Below are 16250 nucleotides of genomic sequence, written 5' to 3'. Positions count from 1 at the left end.
CCCTGTGGCGAGGGAGCTTGCTCCCGCTGGACTGCGCAGCAGTCCCAAACCCTGGCGCCTCGGTGTGTCAGGCAGATCGCATTCAAATGCTTGGGGTCGCTACGCAACCCAGCGGGAGCAAGCTCCCTCGCCACAGGCTCCGTGATCGACAGCCTTCGCGCTGCCTACTCCACCAACCTCAACTCCCCATCGCAATACACCACCTCACGCCCCAACCAACCCACATCCACCTGCGGCAACACCGCCGAGGGTTTGCGCAACTCACGCAGCAATGTCGAGCCGTGGGACAAACGCCCACCCATTCGCGCAATCACCGCCCGGGCGCTTTGGTAGTGGGCGTGGCGGCCAGGGTCCAACGTGTCTTCAAGCAGAATGTCCTCACCCAGAATCCCCTGAGCCTGCCCCGGATAAATCATGAAGCCGCTGGCCTGCTCGATGCCTTCACGACCGTCCTGCCAGAAACTGCCATCACGGGTGCGGATGTCCGGGTGCGGCGCGAACCAATGGGCTCGATCAGCCGTCGGCACGGCGTGGTGCAGGCGAAAGAACATCCGCATCAGGTTGTCACGATACCATTCGCGCACTTGCAGGTAGTAACCGCGTAAGCCCGGCAGACCCGTCGAATGGGCAACACGAATCGCCAGGGGCCATTGTGGGAAGGCCTGCAAGGGCAACTCGGTCGGCGCCGGGCGTGGCGTCGCCGGGTCGGTTTCCCACGGCAGGCGATGGGGACTGTGTTCAAGGTCGTCATAGGCGGTCGGTGGGCGCCCCAACAGGTCGCCGCCGCTGCTGGCCAACGCCGTGGCAATGCACAGATTGCCTTGCACCACGAACACATAGAACCGGGTGAACCAATCGGCCAATCGCTGGCCGTCGGCGCCTTGTGTGGTCAGTTCGAACAGCTCCCGGTCGAAGCGCCGCAAGCCGTGTTCGAGCGTGAGCAGATGCCCACGAGCGATGCGTTGCATGCGCAGGAACAACGGCAGCGAACGCAGCAGGCGCAGTGGCCGCCAAGGCAGGTGCGGTGTCGCGCCGCCAACCTCGCCGGCGTAACTGCTGGCACTGATGCCCCAGTCGGCCAGCCGGGCGAGAAACAGGTCGTTGTTGATGTACGACGCGCCGCCAAACACCGCCGTGAACGGCTCGCTGTCCTGCAACACCCGCGGATCCCAACGCGCCATGATCGCCGGAATACTCGCCGCCGCGCGGCGCTGGGCGTACTCCACCAACACGCTGGGTTGCGGCGGCAGGATCTCGGCGATGTTGGCGGCGGTCAGGTGGCGGCGCCAGCCGTAGTCGCTGATCGGCCGGTATTGCAGCAGCCACAGTTGCGTGCCGTCCCAGGCCCATTCAACGTCGCCGGGTACGTAGTGGAAGACCCGCAGCACGCCTTGCAGGAAACGCCATAGCACGTCTTCGGTCAGGCCATGGGCGGGCTTGAATGTGCCGCTGCTCCACGACGCGCCGAGGCGGGAAAGGATCGCCCGCTCGGGGCTCACCTGACCATCGGCCAACGACTCCAGGTGACCTTCGACCCACTCCAGCTCGACGGATAGGTGGCGCACGAAGGCAATCCCGGACAACCGTGGTGTGATGAAGCGCTGCACCACCACTTCCTCGACACCTGCCGCACTCAACTCGACAATGCGCGCCGGCACGTTGTGCGTCGGTTCACGCAGGAACGTCGTGCTCAGGCCGGCATTCGCCGCGTCGGCCTGGTCCTCGCCGTAGCTGGAGGAACGCACCGCCCAGATAGCGTCCGGTTGACTGCTCAGGAACGCCGGCAAGCGCGGATCATGGCAATCGTTGAGCGACAGCGCCGCAGGCACCGCCAGCCCGGCCAGTTCCGCCAGGCGCAAGCGCCCACCCTTGGTGTGCGCGACGAACCCACGCTCGCCCGACTCCAGCCATGCGGCGAACTCGGCCGGCGCATCGATCCACGGGTAGTGACCCCAACCGGGTTTCAGGCTGATGGTCAAATCGGCACGGGCAAGAATGGCCGACCAGGCCGCCGCCTGGGCGACGCCCAGCACCTTGTCCTGATCGCCCCAGACCAGTTCGACCGGGTCGGTGATCCATTCCAGCAGCGGCAGTGCGGTGTCCGCACGCAACTGATCCCAGAGCGGCACAAAGGCGCGGCAGCGAGCATAGCCGGCGCCCATGCGCTGGTACTGCGCGGGCGTCCAGGTCTGGCGGGAGAATTTGTGGGCAAACAGCGTCGGCTTGTTCGAGAGCAGCCAGTGAATGGTCTTGCGAATCGGCAGTGGCGACATCAACGCCGGCAGTCGTCGCTGCCACAAAAATGCACCCACCGGCGCCAGCAATACGCTGCGGCAAAAGTGCCCCGGCTGGCGTTGCAGCGCATGCAACACCAGCAACGCACTCACCCCCACCGCCATGATCGCGCTGCCCTTGACCGTTGCCGCCAGCAACGCCTGGGCGTAGGCCGCCAGGTCTTCGCAGGGGGCCTGAGGGTTGTTACCAAAGCCAGGCAGCTCCAGCGGCACCACGTCGTGGTGCTGAAAATGCGGCAACGCGTCGTCCCACCAATCGGCGGCGCTTCCGTTGCCGGCCAGCAGGTACATCCGGGGCTTGCTCATGGGCGCTCCTCAGGCCAGGTCGCGCAAGGCAGCGTCGAGGGTCGGGTACCGGAACGTATAACCGGCCTCGACGAGACGATTGGGCACCACGCGCTGGCCGTCGAAAAACAGCTGGGCCATCTCGCCAGCCAGGGCACGCACCGGCGCGGCAGGAATGTGGAACCACACCGGACGCTTGAGTACCTTGCCGACGCTTTCGGCGAACAGCGCCTGACTGACGGTTTCTGGCGCCACCAGGTTGTAGGTGCCGCTCAGGCTTTCGTCATCGAAAGCCCGGGCGATCACTCGGATGACGTCGTCGCGGTGCACCCAACTCATGATCTGCCGACCATCGCCCATCCGCCCGCCGAACCCCAGGCGAAACGGAATCAGCAACGGCAGCAACGCGCCGCCCGGGCCAAACACCACGCCCAGGCGCATCACCACCTGGCGCACGCCCAACTCCGTGGCGGGCCGGGCTGAGGCTTCCCAGCGCACACAGAGTTCAGCCATGAAGCCATCACCCTGGGCGGCACTTTCATCGAGACTTTCGCTGGCGTCACGCACGCCGTAAAAACCGACGGCCGAGGCCTGTATCCACAACGCCGGTTTGTGCCGGGCGTTTTTCAACCAGGTCATCAAGGCTTCAGTGGTATTGACCCGACTGGCGATGAGTTGCGCCTGACGCTTGGGACTCCAGCGCGGCCCGGCCACCGGTGCGCCTGCCAGGTTGATCACCACATCGAAGGTTTCGTCATGGCCCAGTTTGTCCAGCGAACGCAGGCACCGGGCGCGGCCGTCGAACAGATAGGCCGCTTTCAATGGATCGCGAGCCAGCACGCTGACTGTGTGCCCGGCGTCGAGCAGTTGATTGACCAGGGTCTCGCCGATAAACCCGGTGCCCCCGGTCACCAGCACGCGCTTGTAGGCGCCACCGGCAAACGGGTTGGCGGGCTTGCCCGCGCGCTGCATGCGCAAGGCCGCCAACCCGTCGCGAATCCCCGAGGCCGTGACCCCGATGGCGAACAAGGTCAGCAACCAACCGCGCCAGCCCAGGTCGATCGCGCTCAGGCCGGTCGGCAAATTCGCCCATTGCGCCAGTTGCACACCGTACAACGCGAAGAAGGCCCCGCCGTTGACCGCCAGCACCGTGTGCATGATGCGCTCGATGGCGGGCAACTTGCGGGTCAGGTCCTCGACCACGAAATCCCAGAGCGTCAGGCCGATCTCCAGCGCGAACAGCAGCGCGATGACGATCGCCCACGTCCCCTCGAAGGCCAAGTGCGCCATGCCCAGGAACAGGACCCCGTAGAAGCACGAGCGTAGGGCGTGGATAGAGAGCTCCAGCCGGGCACTGTGGCGATAGGGCAAGGCGACGGTCAGTTCGTGGTGATACAGGGTATCCAGCGCACCGAGGATCGCTTGGGCAATCAGCAGGGTGATGGCCCAGTCCAGCAGTGAAAAGTCAGGCATGGTTTGCATCACTCGACGCGTTGTCAGTCAGGGAGGTGCGGCGGTCGTGGCGATAGAGCCAAAACAGCGGCGGCAATAAAACGAGCAGTGCCAGGCTGTCGAACCACAGGTGCGACCAGACCCGTGCCTGGGCAGAAATTAGCATGTCCTGGGGCGCCCAGAGCAAGATGCCGGCGATGATCCAACCCCAAGGCATGGCGCGCTTCAGTCGATTGCCAATGTGCACGAGGGCGAGCATGTACAACGCATAGCTTTGCAACGTGGCGCCGAACAAGGCCAGCCACCAGACCTGTTGTGCCCTGGCCGTCGCGGGCACCGCGGCGGCGCCCCAGAAGGCCTGTTCGATGTTTTGCAGGTAGCCATCGAGCAAGCCCGAATGGCCTGCCCAGCTCAGGGTGACGCCGGCAAGCAGATGCATCAGGGCGGCGGCATAGAGCCAAACGACCAGGGCTTTGCGAAGGGTGCTTTGAGGGACTGGCATTCCGTGTCCTGAAGGCTTGCTGGAGGGTCGCAAGTCTAATGGAAAAGGAGGTGGCTTTATCTGGCTAACGGGCCGGCCAACGATAAATAAATCCGCGCCTGAACACCTGAGGCGTTCCCCACGCCCAAGCCGAACGCAATTGTGGCGAGGGGATTTATCCCCGCTGGGCTGCGCAGCAGCCCCAAATGGTTGAACACCCGCAGCCTGACACACCGAGGAGACTGGTTTCAGGGCTGCTGCGCAGCCCAACGGGGATAAATCCCCTCGCCACAGGTTCGGTGTTCCATTTCAGTAAGCAACAGGTCCTAGGAGATTTCCTTCAAGTTGTAGCGATGTTGGTGAACTTGTCCGGCTTCGGGCCCGCCGCTAGTCTGGGTTTGTCACTGAAAAAACGGTGACACGGACGTGCAAGTCCGGGTAAAAGAACGCCAAATAATGCCACCAGCCATTTAATGAGCATTCGTGCCCGTGTTTTATGGCGGCTGTGTGTGGGGAGACCTTCGGGTCTGCCGAGGTTTTTTTGGTGGTTCCTACTCGGTCTTGCACACCCTCACATAGCTGCCACCCTTATATCGCGTGCAAGCGAGCTAGGGCGGCTCTGATTGAATAGGAAGCCAAAACATGTTCAAGGTAACTCCGAATCCGCCAGGAGGCCCTGGCAACTCCGACAAATCCTCAAAAACCAAAAAACTCGACGAAGCCGCCGAGCGCGCCCTCGACTACTACCTCAACCCCAAACCGGCCGATGAAGCCTCGGGTAAAACCCAAGCATCCCAACTCTTCATGGTCGCCCCGGACATCGACACCGAAACCCTGTTGGCCAATGCCTCCGAAGACCTGCTGTCCATCAGCGCCATCGCCGCCGACCTGGCGGATGACGTTGAAAGCAGCCGCCGCAGTGTCATCCTGGCGATCAGCCGCATGGCCGATGGGGTGCATTTATTGGTGGAGCGGGCGATGGATCGGCTTGAGGTCCAGGCTTCGGGCTGACATTCCTGTGGTGGATTGAAAACCGCCATCGCGAGCAAGCTCGCTCCCACAGGGGTTTTGTGTCGACTGAGATATCGAGATCAACGCCCGTCAACTGTGGGAGCGAGCTTGCTCGCGATGACGCCAGCCCAGACAACCCAGAACCCGTGGCGAGGGAGCTTGCTCCCGCTGGCCTGCGAAGCAGGCCCCTGTGTTTCTTCTGGCTGACCGCGTTGCCGGGTTTTGCGACTGCTACGCAGTCGAGCGGGAGCAAGCTCCCTCGCCACAGGGTGCATTCTCACCATCGATTAGCGCTGCATCCCCCAACGCTTCACCGTCACCCGCTCCAAACTGTCGAACACCAGGTTCTCCACCAACAACCCGATCAAAATCACCACCGCCAACCCGGCAAACACCTTGTCGGTGTACAGCTCGTTGCGGTTCTGGAAGATGTACCAGCCCAGGCCGCCCTTGCCACTGGTGGCGCCGAACACCAGTTCGGCGGCGATGAGGGTGCGCCAGGCGAAGGCCCAGCCGATTTTCAGCCCGGCGAGGATCGATGGCAACGCCGCCGGGATCAGGATAAACAGCACAAAACGCAGGCCCTTGAGCCCGTAGTTGCGCCCAGCCATGCGCAGCGTTTCCGACACGCCGAGAAACCCTGCATACATGTTCAACGCCAGCGCCCACAGCACCGAATGCACCAGCACGAAAATCAGGCTGTTCTGCCCCAGGCCAAACCACAGCAGCGCCAACGGCAACAGGGCGATGGCCGGCAACGGGTTGAACATCGATGTCAGGGTGCTGAGCAGGTCGCGGCCCAGTTGGGTCGACACCGCCAGGGTGGTCAGGCCGAACGCCAGGACGATGCCCAGCAGGTAGCCCTTGATCAGCACCACCAGGGAAATCCACACCTTGCCCAGCAGCTCGCCGCTGAGCAGACCGTCGTACAACGCGTTGGCGGTTTGCAGGAAGCCCGGTAGCAGCAGGTCGTTGTTCTGGTAGCGGGCCACGGCTTCCCACACCACCGCCAGCAGCAACAGGATCAGGCTCTTGCGCAGCCAGCCCTGTTGCCAGAGGCGCTGGCCGAGGGGCAGCTCCCGCTCCAGCGGCACGTGGGTCAAAGGTTGCAGGTCGACTTCATATTCTTCGCGCGCGGGCGACAAATGGCTCATGGAATGTTCCCCTCAGTACGCGATACGAATGTCGGTGAAATCCAGCTCACGCTCGGCTTCAAGCGGCTGGCCTTCATTGAACAGCAACCCATGGATGCGCCGCGCCGTGTGCTGGAACCCCACGCCACCGAGGCTGTGCAGATCGTATTGATGGCTGTGGACTTCGGCCCGCACACGCCCGGGGTGCGGTGACAGCAGCAGGATGCGATTGCCCACCACCAACGCCTCTTCGATCGAGTGGGTGACGAACAGCAGCGTGAAGCGCACCTCTTCCCAGAGCAGCAGCAACTCTTCCTGCATTTTGCGCCGGGTCAGGGCATCGAGGGCCGCGAAGGGCTCATCCATCAAGAGGATTTTCGGCTGCATCGCCAGCGCCCGGGCAATCGCGACGCGAGCTTTCATGCCGCCGGACAACGTATGGGGATACGCATCGGCAAACGCCGCCAGACCAACCTTGTCCAGGTAATGCAGCGCCCGCTCCTCAGCTTCGCGACGCTTGAGCGTGCCAGACGCCAACAGCGCGAACATCACGTTCTGCTTCACGGTTTTCCAGGGCGGCAGTTGGTCGAACTCCTGGAACACCACGATCCGGTCCGGCCCCGGCGCGCTGACGACCAGGCCTTGCAAGCGGATCTCGCCTTCGCACGGGGCGATGAAACCGCCAATGGCCTTGAGCAAGGTGGACTTGCCGCAACCAGACGGCCCGAGCAGGACAAAACGGTCCGCCGGGTCGACTTCAAAACTCACTTGATGGGTGGCCCGGACCACGCGTTGCGGGGTGCGGTATTCCAAGCTGACGTTATCCACCGACAACAACGCGGTGTCGGTGCGGGTGGCGTTGCTGGCCGCGTGGCCTTGCAATGGCGCATTCATGACAATCAGCTCCCCTGCAACGGTTTGGCATCCTGGAAGAAATAATCCTCCCATGACGCCGGTTTGTTCTTGATCGCACCGACGCGGTAAAGAAACTCGGCCAGCGGGTAAGTGTTTTTCGGGCTAACGGTGAATTCGATCTGCGGGTTGTCGATGATCTTCAGCAATGTCGCCCGGTCGATCTTGGCCTGGGTCACCCGCAGGTAGGTGTCCGCCGCCGCGCCTTTGTCCTTCTGAGCGAATTCGGCCGCTTCGGTCAGCGCCTCGACGAATGCCTTGTAGGTCTTCGGGTTTTCATCGCGGAATTTCTCGGTGGCAAACAGCACCGTGGGCGAGTTCGGACCGAGTACGTCATAGGAATTGAGCACCACGTGGACACTGGGGTTTTGCAGGGCCTGGTCCTGGAACGGCGGGTTGGAAAAGTGCCCGGTCAACTCGGTGCCGCCGGCGATCAATGCCGCCGTGGCATCCGGGTGAGGAACGGCCAAGGTGTACTTGTCGAGGCGATTGAAGTCCTTGTCGCCCCACTGCTTGGCGGCGGCGTATTGCAGGAAGCGCGACTGCACCGAAACACCCACCGCTGGCACCGCGATGCGGTCCTTCTCGGTGAAGTCGGCGATGGTCTTGATGTTCGGGTTGTTGCTCAACAGGTAATAAGGGAAGTTGCCCAGGGAGGCCACGGCCTTGACGTTCTGCTTGCCACGGGTGCGGTCCCAGACCGTCAACAACGGCCCGACGCCGGCCCCGGCAATGTCGATGGAGCCAGACAGCAACGCATCGTTGACCGCCGCGCCGCCGGACAGTTGAGTCCAATCGACCTTGATGTCGATGCCCTCCTCCTTGCCGTGCTTCTCGATCAATTGCTGGTCGCGGACCACGTTCAGCAACAGGTAAACGATGCCGAACTGCTCGGCGATCCGAATCTCGCCCTCGGCGTGGGCGCTGGCCGGCGTGACCAGGCTGCCAGCCAACAAACTGAAGCCCAGGCCGATGGCGGCGGCCAGCGGTGCAAAAGCGATGCGTTTGGACATGGTGATTCTCCAAGCTCTTTGCGCCAGGCGCAGCCGATCAGAAAGGGGCGTCGCCCTGGATGGTGGTGCGGTACAGCTTGCGGCGCAGATGGCTCGGGCAACCGGCGGCCAGGTGGATCAGCGAGCGGTTGTCCCAGAACACCAGGTCATGGGGCTGCCATTGATGGCGATAGATGTTCTGCGGCAGCACGCTGTGGGCATACAGCTCGGCCAGCAGCGCTTGGCTTTCGTCCTCCGGCAAGCCGACGATGCGGGTGGTGAAGCCCTCGCTGACGAACAACGCCTTGCGCCCGGTTTCCGGGTGGGTGCGCACGATGGGATGGACGACTTCGGCAACCTGGGCCAGTTGCTCCGGCGTCAGCGTCGGGCGCCAGTTGCCTTCGAATTTGGTCTCGCTGTAGCGCGCCGTGTAAGAGTGAGCCGCCGAACGGCCTTCCACCGCTTTGCGCAACGCATCGGGCAAACCCTCCCAGGCTTTGTGCATGTCGGCAAACAGCGTGTCGCCGCCTTCGCTTGGCAATTCCTGAGCGTGGAGCATCGAGCCGAGGCTGGGCAGTTCTTTATAGGAGAGGTCCGAATGCCAGAATTTGCCGGCATCGCCGAGGCCGACGGATTGGCCGTTTTCGATGATGTTGGAGACGATGAGGATCTCCGGATGCCCGGCCAACAGGAACTGCTTGAGCACATGGATTTGCAGTACGCCAAAACGGCGGCTGAAGGCGATGTGCTGTTCCGGGGTAATTTGCTGGTCGCGGAACACCACCACATGATGATCCAGGTGGGCGCGGTGGATGCGGGCGAAGTCCTGGTCGTTGATCGGCCGGGACAGGTCCAGCCCAATGATCTCGGCGCCAACGGCTTCGATGAACGGACGGATTTCGAACGTCTGCGGCGCGATGTTCGCGGCGCTTGGGGTAAGGGAATCCGGAGAATAAGAGACGGCTGACATACATCACTCCCACGCACGGCGCGCTTGAACAGGCGCGCACTCGATCAAAACTCACGGCGTTACCGTGTTGGTTTGTGTCGTGCGGCGCGCCGATTGGTCGGCAGGTACGCAGGGGGATGACTTTAAGGGTATAAGAAAGTTAATTTAAATATTAAAAATGCATAAGCATATGGCAGAACTTGAGGGAACGACACGGTCCTGTGGCGAGGGAGCTTGCTCCCGCTGGGTCGCGCAGCGGCCCCCAAAAAAGCGATGAGCGCTGCGCACTCAAGCGGGAGCAAGCTCCCTCGCCACAAAAGCTATCCAGTCATCGATTGGCAGCTGTGGACTACCGCTCGTGCAGCGCCTCGGCCCGGGCCTTGATGATGGGCTTGAGCAGGTAGCTGAGCACGGTTTTCTTGCCGGTGATGATGTCCACCGACGCCACCATGCCAGGAATGATCAGCAGCGGTTTTTCATCAGTGCCCAGGTGGCTGCGTTCGGTGCGCAGCTTGATGATGTAGTAAGTAGTCTTCTTGTCTTCATCGGTGATGGTGTCGGCGCCGATCTGTTCCAGCTTGGCTTTCATCCCGCCGTAGATGGTGTAGTCGTATGCGGTGAATTTCACCGTGGCGTCCTGGCCGGGGTGCAGGAAGGCGATGTCCTGGGGACGGATTTTCGCCTCCACCAGGATGGTATCGTCCAGCGGCACGATTTCCACTAGGTCGCTGCCGGGCTGGATCACGCCGCCGATGGTGTTCACCAGCAACTTGTTGACGATGCCGCGCACGGGCGACGTCACCAGGGTCCGGCTCACCCGGTCTTCCAGGGCTTTGCCGGTGGCCTGGGCCTTGTTCAGGTCGGTGCGTGCTTCATTGAGCTGGGTCAGGGCATCGCTGCGGAACTTGCCGCGCGTCTCGTCGATCTTGCGCTGCACTTCCTTGATCGCCGATTCGGCACGCGGGATCGCCAGCGTCGTGGCGTCCAGTTGCCCACGGGTCTCGACCTCGGCGCGCTTGAGCCGCAGCACTTCCACCGGCGATACCGCGCCCTGGGCCACCAGCGGCTCGGACATGTTGATTTCCTGGCGTTGCAGCGCCAGGCCTGAGCGGTATTGCGCCTGCTTGGACACGAATTCGCGCAGTTCCTGCTGGCGCTGGATCAACTGCTCCTGCAAGCCGCCGATTTCATCGTGCAACTGCTGGCGGCGGCTGATGTACAGCGACTCCTCGCTGGCGGCCTGGCCCGGCACCGCCTTGAGCACATCGGCCGGGAAGTTCAGCGGCCGGTCATCGACCTCGGCACTCAGGCGCTCGACCCGCAACAGCATGGACAGGCGATCGGCCTCGGTTTCGCCGACATTGGAGACAAAGCGGGTGTCGTCCAGGCGAATCAACGGTGCGCCGGCTTCGACGATCTGCCCTTCCTTGACGAACAGCTCAGCGACGATGCCGCCTTCCAGGTTCTGGACTTTCTGGATCTTGGACGAGGGAATCGCCTTGCCGTCGCCCTTGGTCACTTCGTCGATCACGGCGAAGTTGGCCCACAGCGCCAGGAACACAAAGAAGCCGATGATGCCCCAGATCGTCAAGCGCACCACCCGGGGAGCGTCCTCGATCAGCGCCTTGTTGACTTCGGGCAGCGGTTGGCCGTGCAGCGAGTCGGAGCCTTTGAAATAGCGGCCCACAGCGCCCCTGAAACCTGATTTAAGCAACACTGATCTGCCCCTTCTTCAACGCTTCCATGACGGCGGCTTTCGGGCCGTCGGCAAGGATCTGTCCACGGTCGATCACCAACAGGCGGTCCACCAACGACAGCAAGGATGCCCGGTGCGTCACCAACAACACGGTCTTGTTTTCCACCACGGCGGCCAGGCGCTGTTTCAAGCGTTCTTCACCCGTGTTGTCCATGGCGCTGGTGGGTTCGTCCAGCAACAGGATGGGCGGGTTGAGCAGCAATGCACGGGCCAGGGCGACGTTCTGGCGCTGGCCACCGGACAGGTTTTGTCCGCGCTCACCGACCTGCAGTTCATAGCCCTGCGGATGCAGGCGCGCGAACTCATGCACGCCCGCCAGTTCCGCGGCCTGGAGCACCAGTTCATCTTCGACGTAACGGGCGCCGGAGGTCAGGTTGTCCCGCAGGGTGCCGGCCAGCAGCTGGATGTCCTGGGGCACGTAGCCAATGTTGTAGCGCAGCTCGCTGACGTCGATCTGGCGGATGTCCACGCCGTCCACTAGCAAGGCGCCGTCATCGGGTTGATAAAGCCCCACCAGCAACTTGGCCAGGGAACTCTTGCCCGAGCCGCTGCGACCGATGATGCCGATTTTCTCGCCCGGCTTGATCACCAGGTTGATGTTCTTCAGCGCGGGGTTCTGCTGGTTCGGGTAGGTGAAGTTCAACTGACGGCATTCAACGGCGCCCTGCAACACCTTGCGGCTGAGCGGGCGCTCGTCGAAATTGCGCTCCTGGGGCAGCTCCATCATCTGGTCGACGGAGGTCATGGTCACCCGCGCCTGTTGGTAGCGCGTCAGCAGGCCCGACAGCGAAGCCAACGGGCTGAGGGCACGGCCGCTGAGCATGTAGCAGGCCACCAGCCCACCCATGCTCAGGTTGCCGGCGATGATCAGGTAAACGCCGAAGACGATCATGATCACCCCGGCCAGTTGCTGGATCAGCAAGGTGATGTTCATCGCCAGGCCGGACAACATCTTCACCCGCAGTTCGAGGCGGCTGAGGGTGCCGATGGTCTGTTCCCACTGGTACTGGCGCTCGCTCTCGGCGTTGTTGACCTTCACCGCGTCCAGGCCGGCCAGGGTTTCGATCAGGCTGGATTGGCGCTCGGCGCCCAGGGCCATGGTGCGTTCCATGGTTGCCACCAAGGGCTTTTGCAAGGCGTAGCCGATCAGCAAGGCAATCGGGAATGCCAGCACCGGAATCCACACCAGGTGCCCGCCGATAATCGCGATGACCATGAAGATCAGCAGGGTGAACGGCAGGTCGATCAGGCTGGTGAGGGTCAGCGAAGCGAGGAAATCCCGCAGGCTCTGGAACTCATGGATGTTCTGGGCAAAGCTGCCGACCCGCGCCGGGCGGTATTTCATGGACATACCGACGATGCGCTCGAACAGCGTCGCCGAGATGATCAGGTCGGTTTTCTTGCCCGCCAGATCCAGACACAGGCTACGCAGCATCTTGAGGATCAGGTCGAAGACATAGGCGCCGGTGATACCAACGGCCAATACCCACAGGGTCGATTCGGCCTGGTTCGGCACCACGCGGTCGTAGACGTTCATCACGAACAGTGGCGCGGCCATGGCGATGATGTTGATCAGCAGGCTCGCGGCAATGGCATCGGCATACAGCCAGCGGGACCGCTTGAGGGTGTCGCGAAACCACGAACGCGCCCGAGGAATCAGCGTGCCGTGGTTAACGTCAAATTTATGCTGCGGCTGGGCGAAGAACACCTTGCCGCTGTAGTCATCGGCCAGCAGTTCGCGGCTGATGGTCACCTCACCGCCATCACTTTCGCTGAGCAGCAACCGCGCCTGATCGTCACCGACCCAGCCCAGCAGCACGGCACTGCGGCCGTCCTTGAGCAACAACAGCGCTGGCATGGCGATGGTCGGGATTTGTTCGAGCTTGCGTTGCAGCACCCGACCTTGCAGGCCGGCACGGGCCGCCGCGCGCGACAATAATTCGACGCTCAGCCGCTGCTTGGGCAGCGGCAGGCCGGTGGTGAGCATTGCGGCGCTGGCCGGCTTCTGATGCAGCATGCAAAGCGCCAGCAAGCCGTCCAGCAGCGGGTCGTCGTGCAGCGTGCGCGGGTCATGAACTAGTTCGACTGGACTGACTTCTGATTCCACGCTCTGCACTCTGACTGATTAAAACGGGTGGTAGGACTCAATTCATCCCAGGCAACTGAACCTTGGGCTTCATGTCGTTCTGCACAACCGATGCCAACGGCGCGACCACACCCTGGCTTTTCAACAGCTGGCCCATGGTCGCCTTGATCCGGTACTGGGTGAACAGCTGCACGTTCTTGATTTCGGCCAGACGACGGGACGCGCTGAACAGCTCGTTTTCACTGTCGAGCAAGTCGAGCAGGGTCCGCTCGCCGAGGCTGAACTGCTTCTGGTAGGCAGTGCGCACATTGGCGCTGCGATCCACGTATTGCTGGGCGACCGGCACCTGGGCGTTGGCGTTGTTCAAGGCGTTCCAGGCCAGGCCCAGCTCTTCGTTGAGCTGGCGCAGCGCGTTGTTGCGAATGTCCAGCGCCTGGTTGGACAGGTACGACTTGGATTCCAGGTCCGCCTTGTTGCTGCCGCCGGCATACAGGTTGAAACGCATGCGCAGCATGGCTTGCCATTCATTGTTGTGACCGTTCTGGCCGTCCAGGTCGTTGTCGGCAGTGCGGCCCAGCTCGGCGTCGAAGCGTGGGTAGAAGCTCGACTTGGCGGCTTCGTACTGTTGCTCGGCCGCGGCGATGTCGGCTTCGGCCGAACGCAGCACCGGGCTGTTTTCCAACATCTGGGCGCGGGCTTCGGTCAGGTTGGCCGGCAGCAACGCCAGAAAATCAGCAGGCCGCTCCAGTTGATCGGGCAGTTGGCCGACGGCGCTGAGGTAGTTGGTCTCGGCATCGGCCAGGTTGGTTTGTTCGGTGATCAGGTTGTTGCGGGCCTGGGCCATGCGCGCTTCGGCCTGGTCCATGTCGGCGCCGCTGCCCACGCCGCGGGAAGTGCGCAGCTTGATCTGGTCGAAGATGCGCTCGTGACTCTTGAGGTTTTCCTCGGCCAGGCGCACGAACTCGCGACGGGTCAGCACGTCCAGGTAGACCTGGGCCACTGTCAACCCGGTGCGCTCGGACGCGTCCAGCAACGAGTAGGCACGAGCATTGACGGTGGCTTGTTGACGCCCAACTTCGCTGGACGTCGCAAAACCGTCAAAAACCATTTGCGACAGGCGCAGGCTCGACTCGCTGCGGTTCAGGGTTTCCCAATGATTGGTCCCGCCCGACCGGGTGGTGACGCTGTCGGTGCCTTCACGGCCGTATCCGGCTGCAAGGTCCACTCTAGGCAGGTAGCCACCCTTGGCCGCCTTGAGTTGGTAATCCGCCGCAAGGCGACTGTTCACGCCGGCCTGGATTTCAGGATGGACATCCAGCGCCTGTTGCATGGCCTGCGGCAAGGTTTGTGCTTGTACGAAACTGGCGGCGAGGGCAAAAGGTAAAGCCTTGAACAGGTACAGACGCATGGTGGATTTCTTCCTGAAACACTTGTCTTGGATCACAGCGAAACGTGGCGCTGCATCGGATGATGGCAACCGGAATGACCGTATGTCGGAAAGTTCAAAACAGGAGCTGGAACACGCACCGAAAGAACAGGTCGCCGCTTAAATATCAATGTGACATTACGCCAATGATTGTTTAGGATGGCCGGCATAAGGTCAATAGTTTGGCACAAACAAAATAATTGAAAAATTATAGCCAAAATATTGACATGTAAAAGCGTCAAATAACCTTACTTTGTGAACATGAACGTCCAGACCGCTGCTGCCTACAAGCCAGCGGGTCCATGGAAGTCTACTGAGCGTGGCCCCCGGAGAGTCTTCAATGAGCAGTGTTATTGCCGTTGTCAAAAGCATTGTTGGTCAGGTTTTCGTCGTATCCCCTGAGGGCATCCGGCGCGTACTCATTGAAGGTGATCGCTTGTACACGGGCGATCAGTTGGACACTGGCCCTTCCGGCGCCGTCACATTGGATCTGGCCGACGGCCGCACCCTGGACCTGGGCCGCGATACCCAGTGGAGCGCCAATGCCCCGGACTCGTCCACCGATCTTGAACAGGCCACAGCCCAGGCTGCGCCGTCAGTAGAAGAGCTGCAACAAGCCATCGCCGCCGGCGTCGACCCGACGACCGCCCTGGAAGCCACCGCCGCCGGCGCCACTGCCGCAGGTACGGGCGGTGCCGCCGGTGGCGGCCACAGCTTTGTGGTGCTGGATGCCACCGCTGGTAGTGTCGACCCTACTGTCGGTTTCCCAACTGAAGGTCTCGCTGCGGCTGCCGCCACCGATAACAACATCCTGGGTGGCGATACTACGGATACAACCGCCAACGCCGTGCTCAATGCGACGATGACCCTGAGCGCTACGCCAACCCTGACCGAAGCCGGCGGCGTGCTGGTCTATACCGCGACCGTGACCCAGGCCCCGCAGACGGCCTTGACCGTGACCTTGTCCAACGGCGCGGTCATCGTGATCCCGGCGGGTCAGCTGACCGGTAGCGTCAACGTTCCACTCGCGCCGAATGACACTGTTTACAACGACCCAAGCCAGATCAGCGTGACCGTCACTGGCACCACCGGTGGCACTGGTATTGCCTTGACCGTGCCCACCACGCCGGCCGTGACCCAGATCACCGACACCATCGACACCACCACCGTCACCCTGACGGCGGGCAACACCGTGACCGAAGGCGGCCAGATCACCTACACCGCCACCCTGACCAACCCGGCCCAGACCCCGGTGACCGTGACCTTGAGCAATGGCTCGGTCATCACCATCGCGGCTGGCCAGACTACCGGCACCGTCAACGTCGAGACGCCAGCCAATGACGTCTACAACAACGGCAGTACGGTCAGCACCACCATTACCGGTGCGACCGGTGGCAACTTCGAAAACCTGGTCCCGAGCACTACGCCTGCGGTCACCACGATTACTGATTCGGCGGATACCACTGGCCTGAC

13 protein-coding genes are annotated in these 16250 nt (G+C 62.3%); 3 read left to right on the top strand and 10 right to left on the bottom strand.

The genetic code is table 11. The features are described 5' to 3' along the window. Window positions 1-164: 164 nt before the first annotated feature. From BLT00_RS21720 to BLT00_RS21710, 3 genes are read right to left on the bottom strand one after another with little or no spacing between them, the layout of a single operon-like run. Window positions 165-2600 (bottom strand): alpha/beta hydrolase, encoded by a 2436-nt coding sequence (locus tag BLT00_RS21720; RefSeq protein ID WP_092151092.1) that lies wholly within the window; start codon window positions 2598-2600, stop codon window positions 165-167. Window positions 2601-2609: 9 nt separating this feature from the next. Beyond that, window positions 2610-4052, bottom strand: coding sequence for a TIGR01777 family oxidoreductase (locus BLT00_RS21715; RefSeq protein WP_092151098.1), 1443 nt, complete (start codon window positions 4050-4052; stop codon window positions 2610-2612). Then, window positions 4045-4533 carry a cell division protein gene (locus BLT00_RS21710; RefSeq protein WP_170862121.1) on the bottom strand — a complete coding sequence of 163 codons (489 nt, stop codon included), beginning with the start codon at window positions 4531-4533 and terminating at the stop codon, window positions 4045-4047. The genes BLT00_RS21715 and BLT00_RS21710 overlap by 8 nt, the downstream gene beginning before the upstream one ends. Window positions 4534-5154: 621 nt before the next feature. On the opposite strand from BLT00_RS21710, the gene BLT00_RS21705 reads away from it, so the two are divergent. After that, window positions 5155-5523: a DUF6124 family protein gene (locus BLT00_RS21705; protein WP_092151089.1), complete on the top strand. Its 369-nt coding sequence runs from the start codon at window positions 5155-5157 to the stop codon at window positions 5521-5523. 287 nt (window positions 5524-5810) lie between these two features. Here BLT00_RS21705 and BLT00_RS21700 read toward each other — a convergent pair whose 3' ends face one another. The 7 genes from BLT00_RS21700 to BLT00_RS21670 all read right to left on the bottom strand — a co-directional run bounded on the left by BLT00_RS21700 (window position 5811) and on the right by BLT00_RS21670 (window position 14759). Continuing rightward, on the bottom strand, window positions 5811-6677 hold the full coding sequence (locus BLT00_RS21700; protein ID WP_092151086.1) for an ABC transporter permease: 867 nt from the start codon (window positions 6675-6677) through the stop codon (window positions 5811-5813). A 12-nt stretch (window positions 6678-6689) separates the two neighbouring features. Continuing rightward, the gene (locus BLT00_RS21695; protein ID WP_092151083.1) at window positions 6690-7550 is read right to left on the bottom strand and encodes an ABC transporter ATP-binding protein; all 861 of its coding nucleotides are present in this window, start codon (window positions 7548-7550) and stop codon (window positions 6690-6692) included. Between the two features lie 5 nt (window positions 7551-7555). Next, on the bottom strand, window positions 7556-8581 hold the full coding sequence (locus BLT00_RS21690; protein ID WP_092151080.1) for an ABC transporter substrate-binding protein: 1026 nt from the start codon (window positions 8579-8581) through the stop codon (window positions 7556-7558). Window positions 8582-8618: 37 nt separating this feature from the next. Beyond that, window positions 8619-9530, bottom strand: a complete 912-nt coding sequence (locus BLT00_RS21685; protein WP_092151077.1) for a TauD/TfdA dioxygenase family protein — start codon at window positions 9528-9530, stop codon at window positions 8619-8621. Window positions 9531-9858: 328 nt separating this feature from the next. Further along, window positions 9859-11226 carry an HlyD family type I secretion periplasmic adaptor subunit gene (locus BLT00_RS21680; protein WP_063323481.1) on the bottom strand — a complete coding sequence of 456 codons (1368 nt, stop codon included), beginning with the start codon at window positions 11224-11226 and terminating at the stop codon, window positions 9859-9861. Beyond that, complete coding sequence (locus BLT00_RS21675) at window positions 11216-13372, bottom strand: type I secretion system permease/ATPase (RefSeq protein ID WP_092151095.1); 2157 nt, start codon at window positions 13370-13372, stop codon at window positions 11216-11218. Before BLT00_RS21675 ends, BLT00_RS21680 begins: the two co-directional genes overlap by 11 nt. A gap of 37 nt (window positions 13373-13409) precedes the next feature. Next, window positions 13410-14759, bottom strand: coding sequence for a TolC family outer membrane protein (locus BLT00_RS21670; protein ID WP_092151074.1), 1350 nt, complete (start codon window positions 14757-14759; stop codon window positions 13410-13412). Here BLT00_RS21670 and BLT00_RS31935 point away from each other — a divergent pair. Both BLT00_RS31935 and BLT00_RS21665 read left to right on the top strand, forming a co-directional pair. Beyond that, window positions 14758-14901 (top strand): hypothetical protein, encoded by a 144-nt coding sequence (locus BLT00_RS31935; RefSeq protein ID WP_158265820.1) that lies wholly within the window; start codon window positions 14758-14760, stop codon window positions 14899-14901. The two genes, BLT00_RS21670 and BLT00_RS31935, sit on opposite strands and share 2 nt — an antisense overlap. A 216-nt stretch (window positions 14902-15117) precedes the next feature. Next, on the top strand, window positions 15118-16250 hold a 1133-nt coding region (locus tag BLT00_RS21665), incomplete at its 3' end, for a retention module-containing protein (protein WP_139199643.1).

It is taken from the genome of Pseudomonas sp. NFACC51 (assembly GCF_900103575.1).
GTDB classification, from domain to species: domain Bacteria; phylum Pseudomonadota; class Gammaproteobacteria; order Pseudomonadales; family Pseudomonadaceae; genus Aquipseudomonas; species Aquipseudomonas fluorescens_Q.
This window is presented reverse-complemented; position numbering and strand designations above follow the sequence as displayed.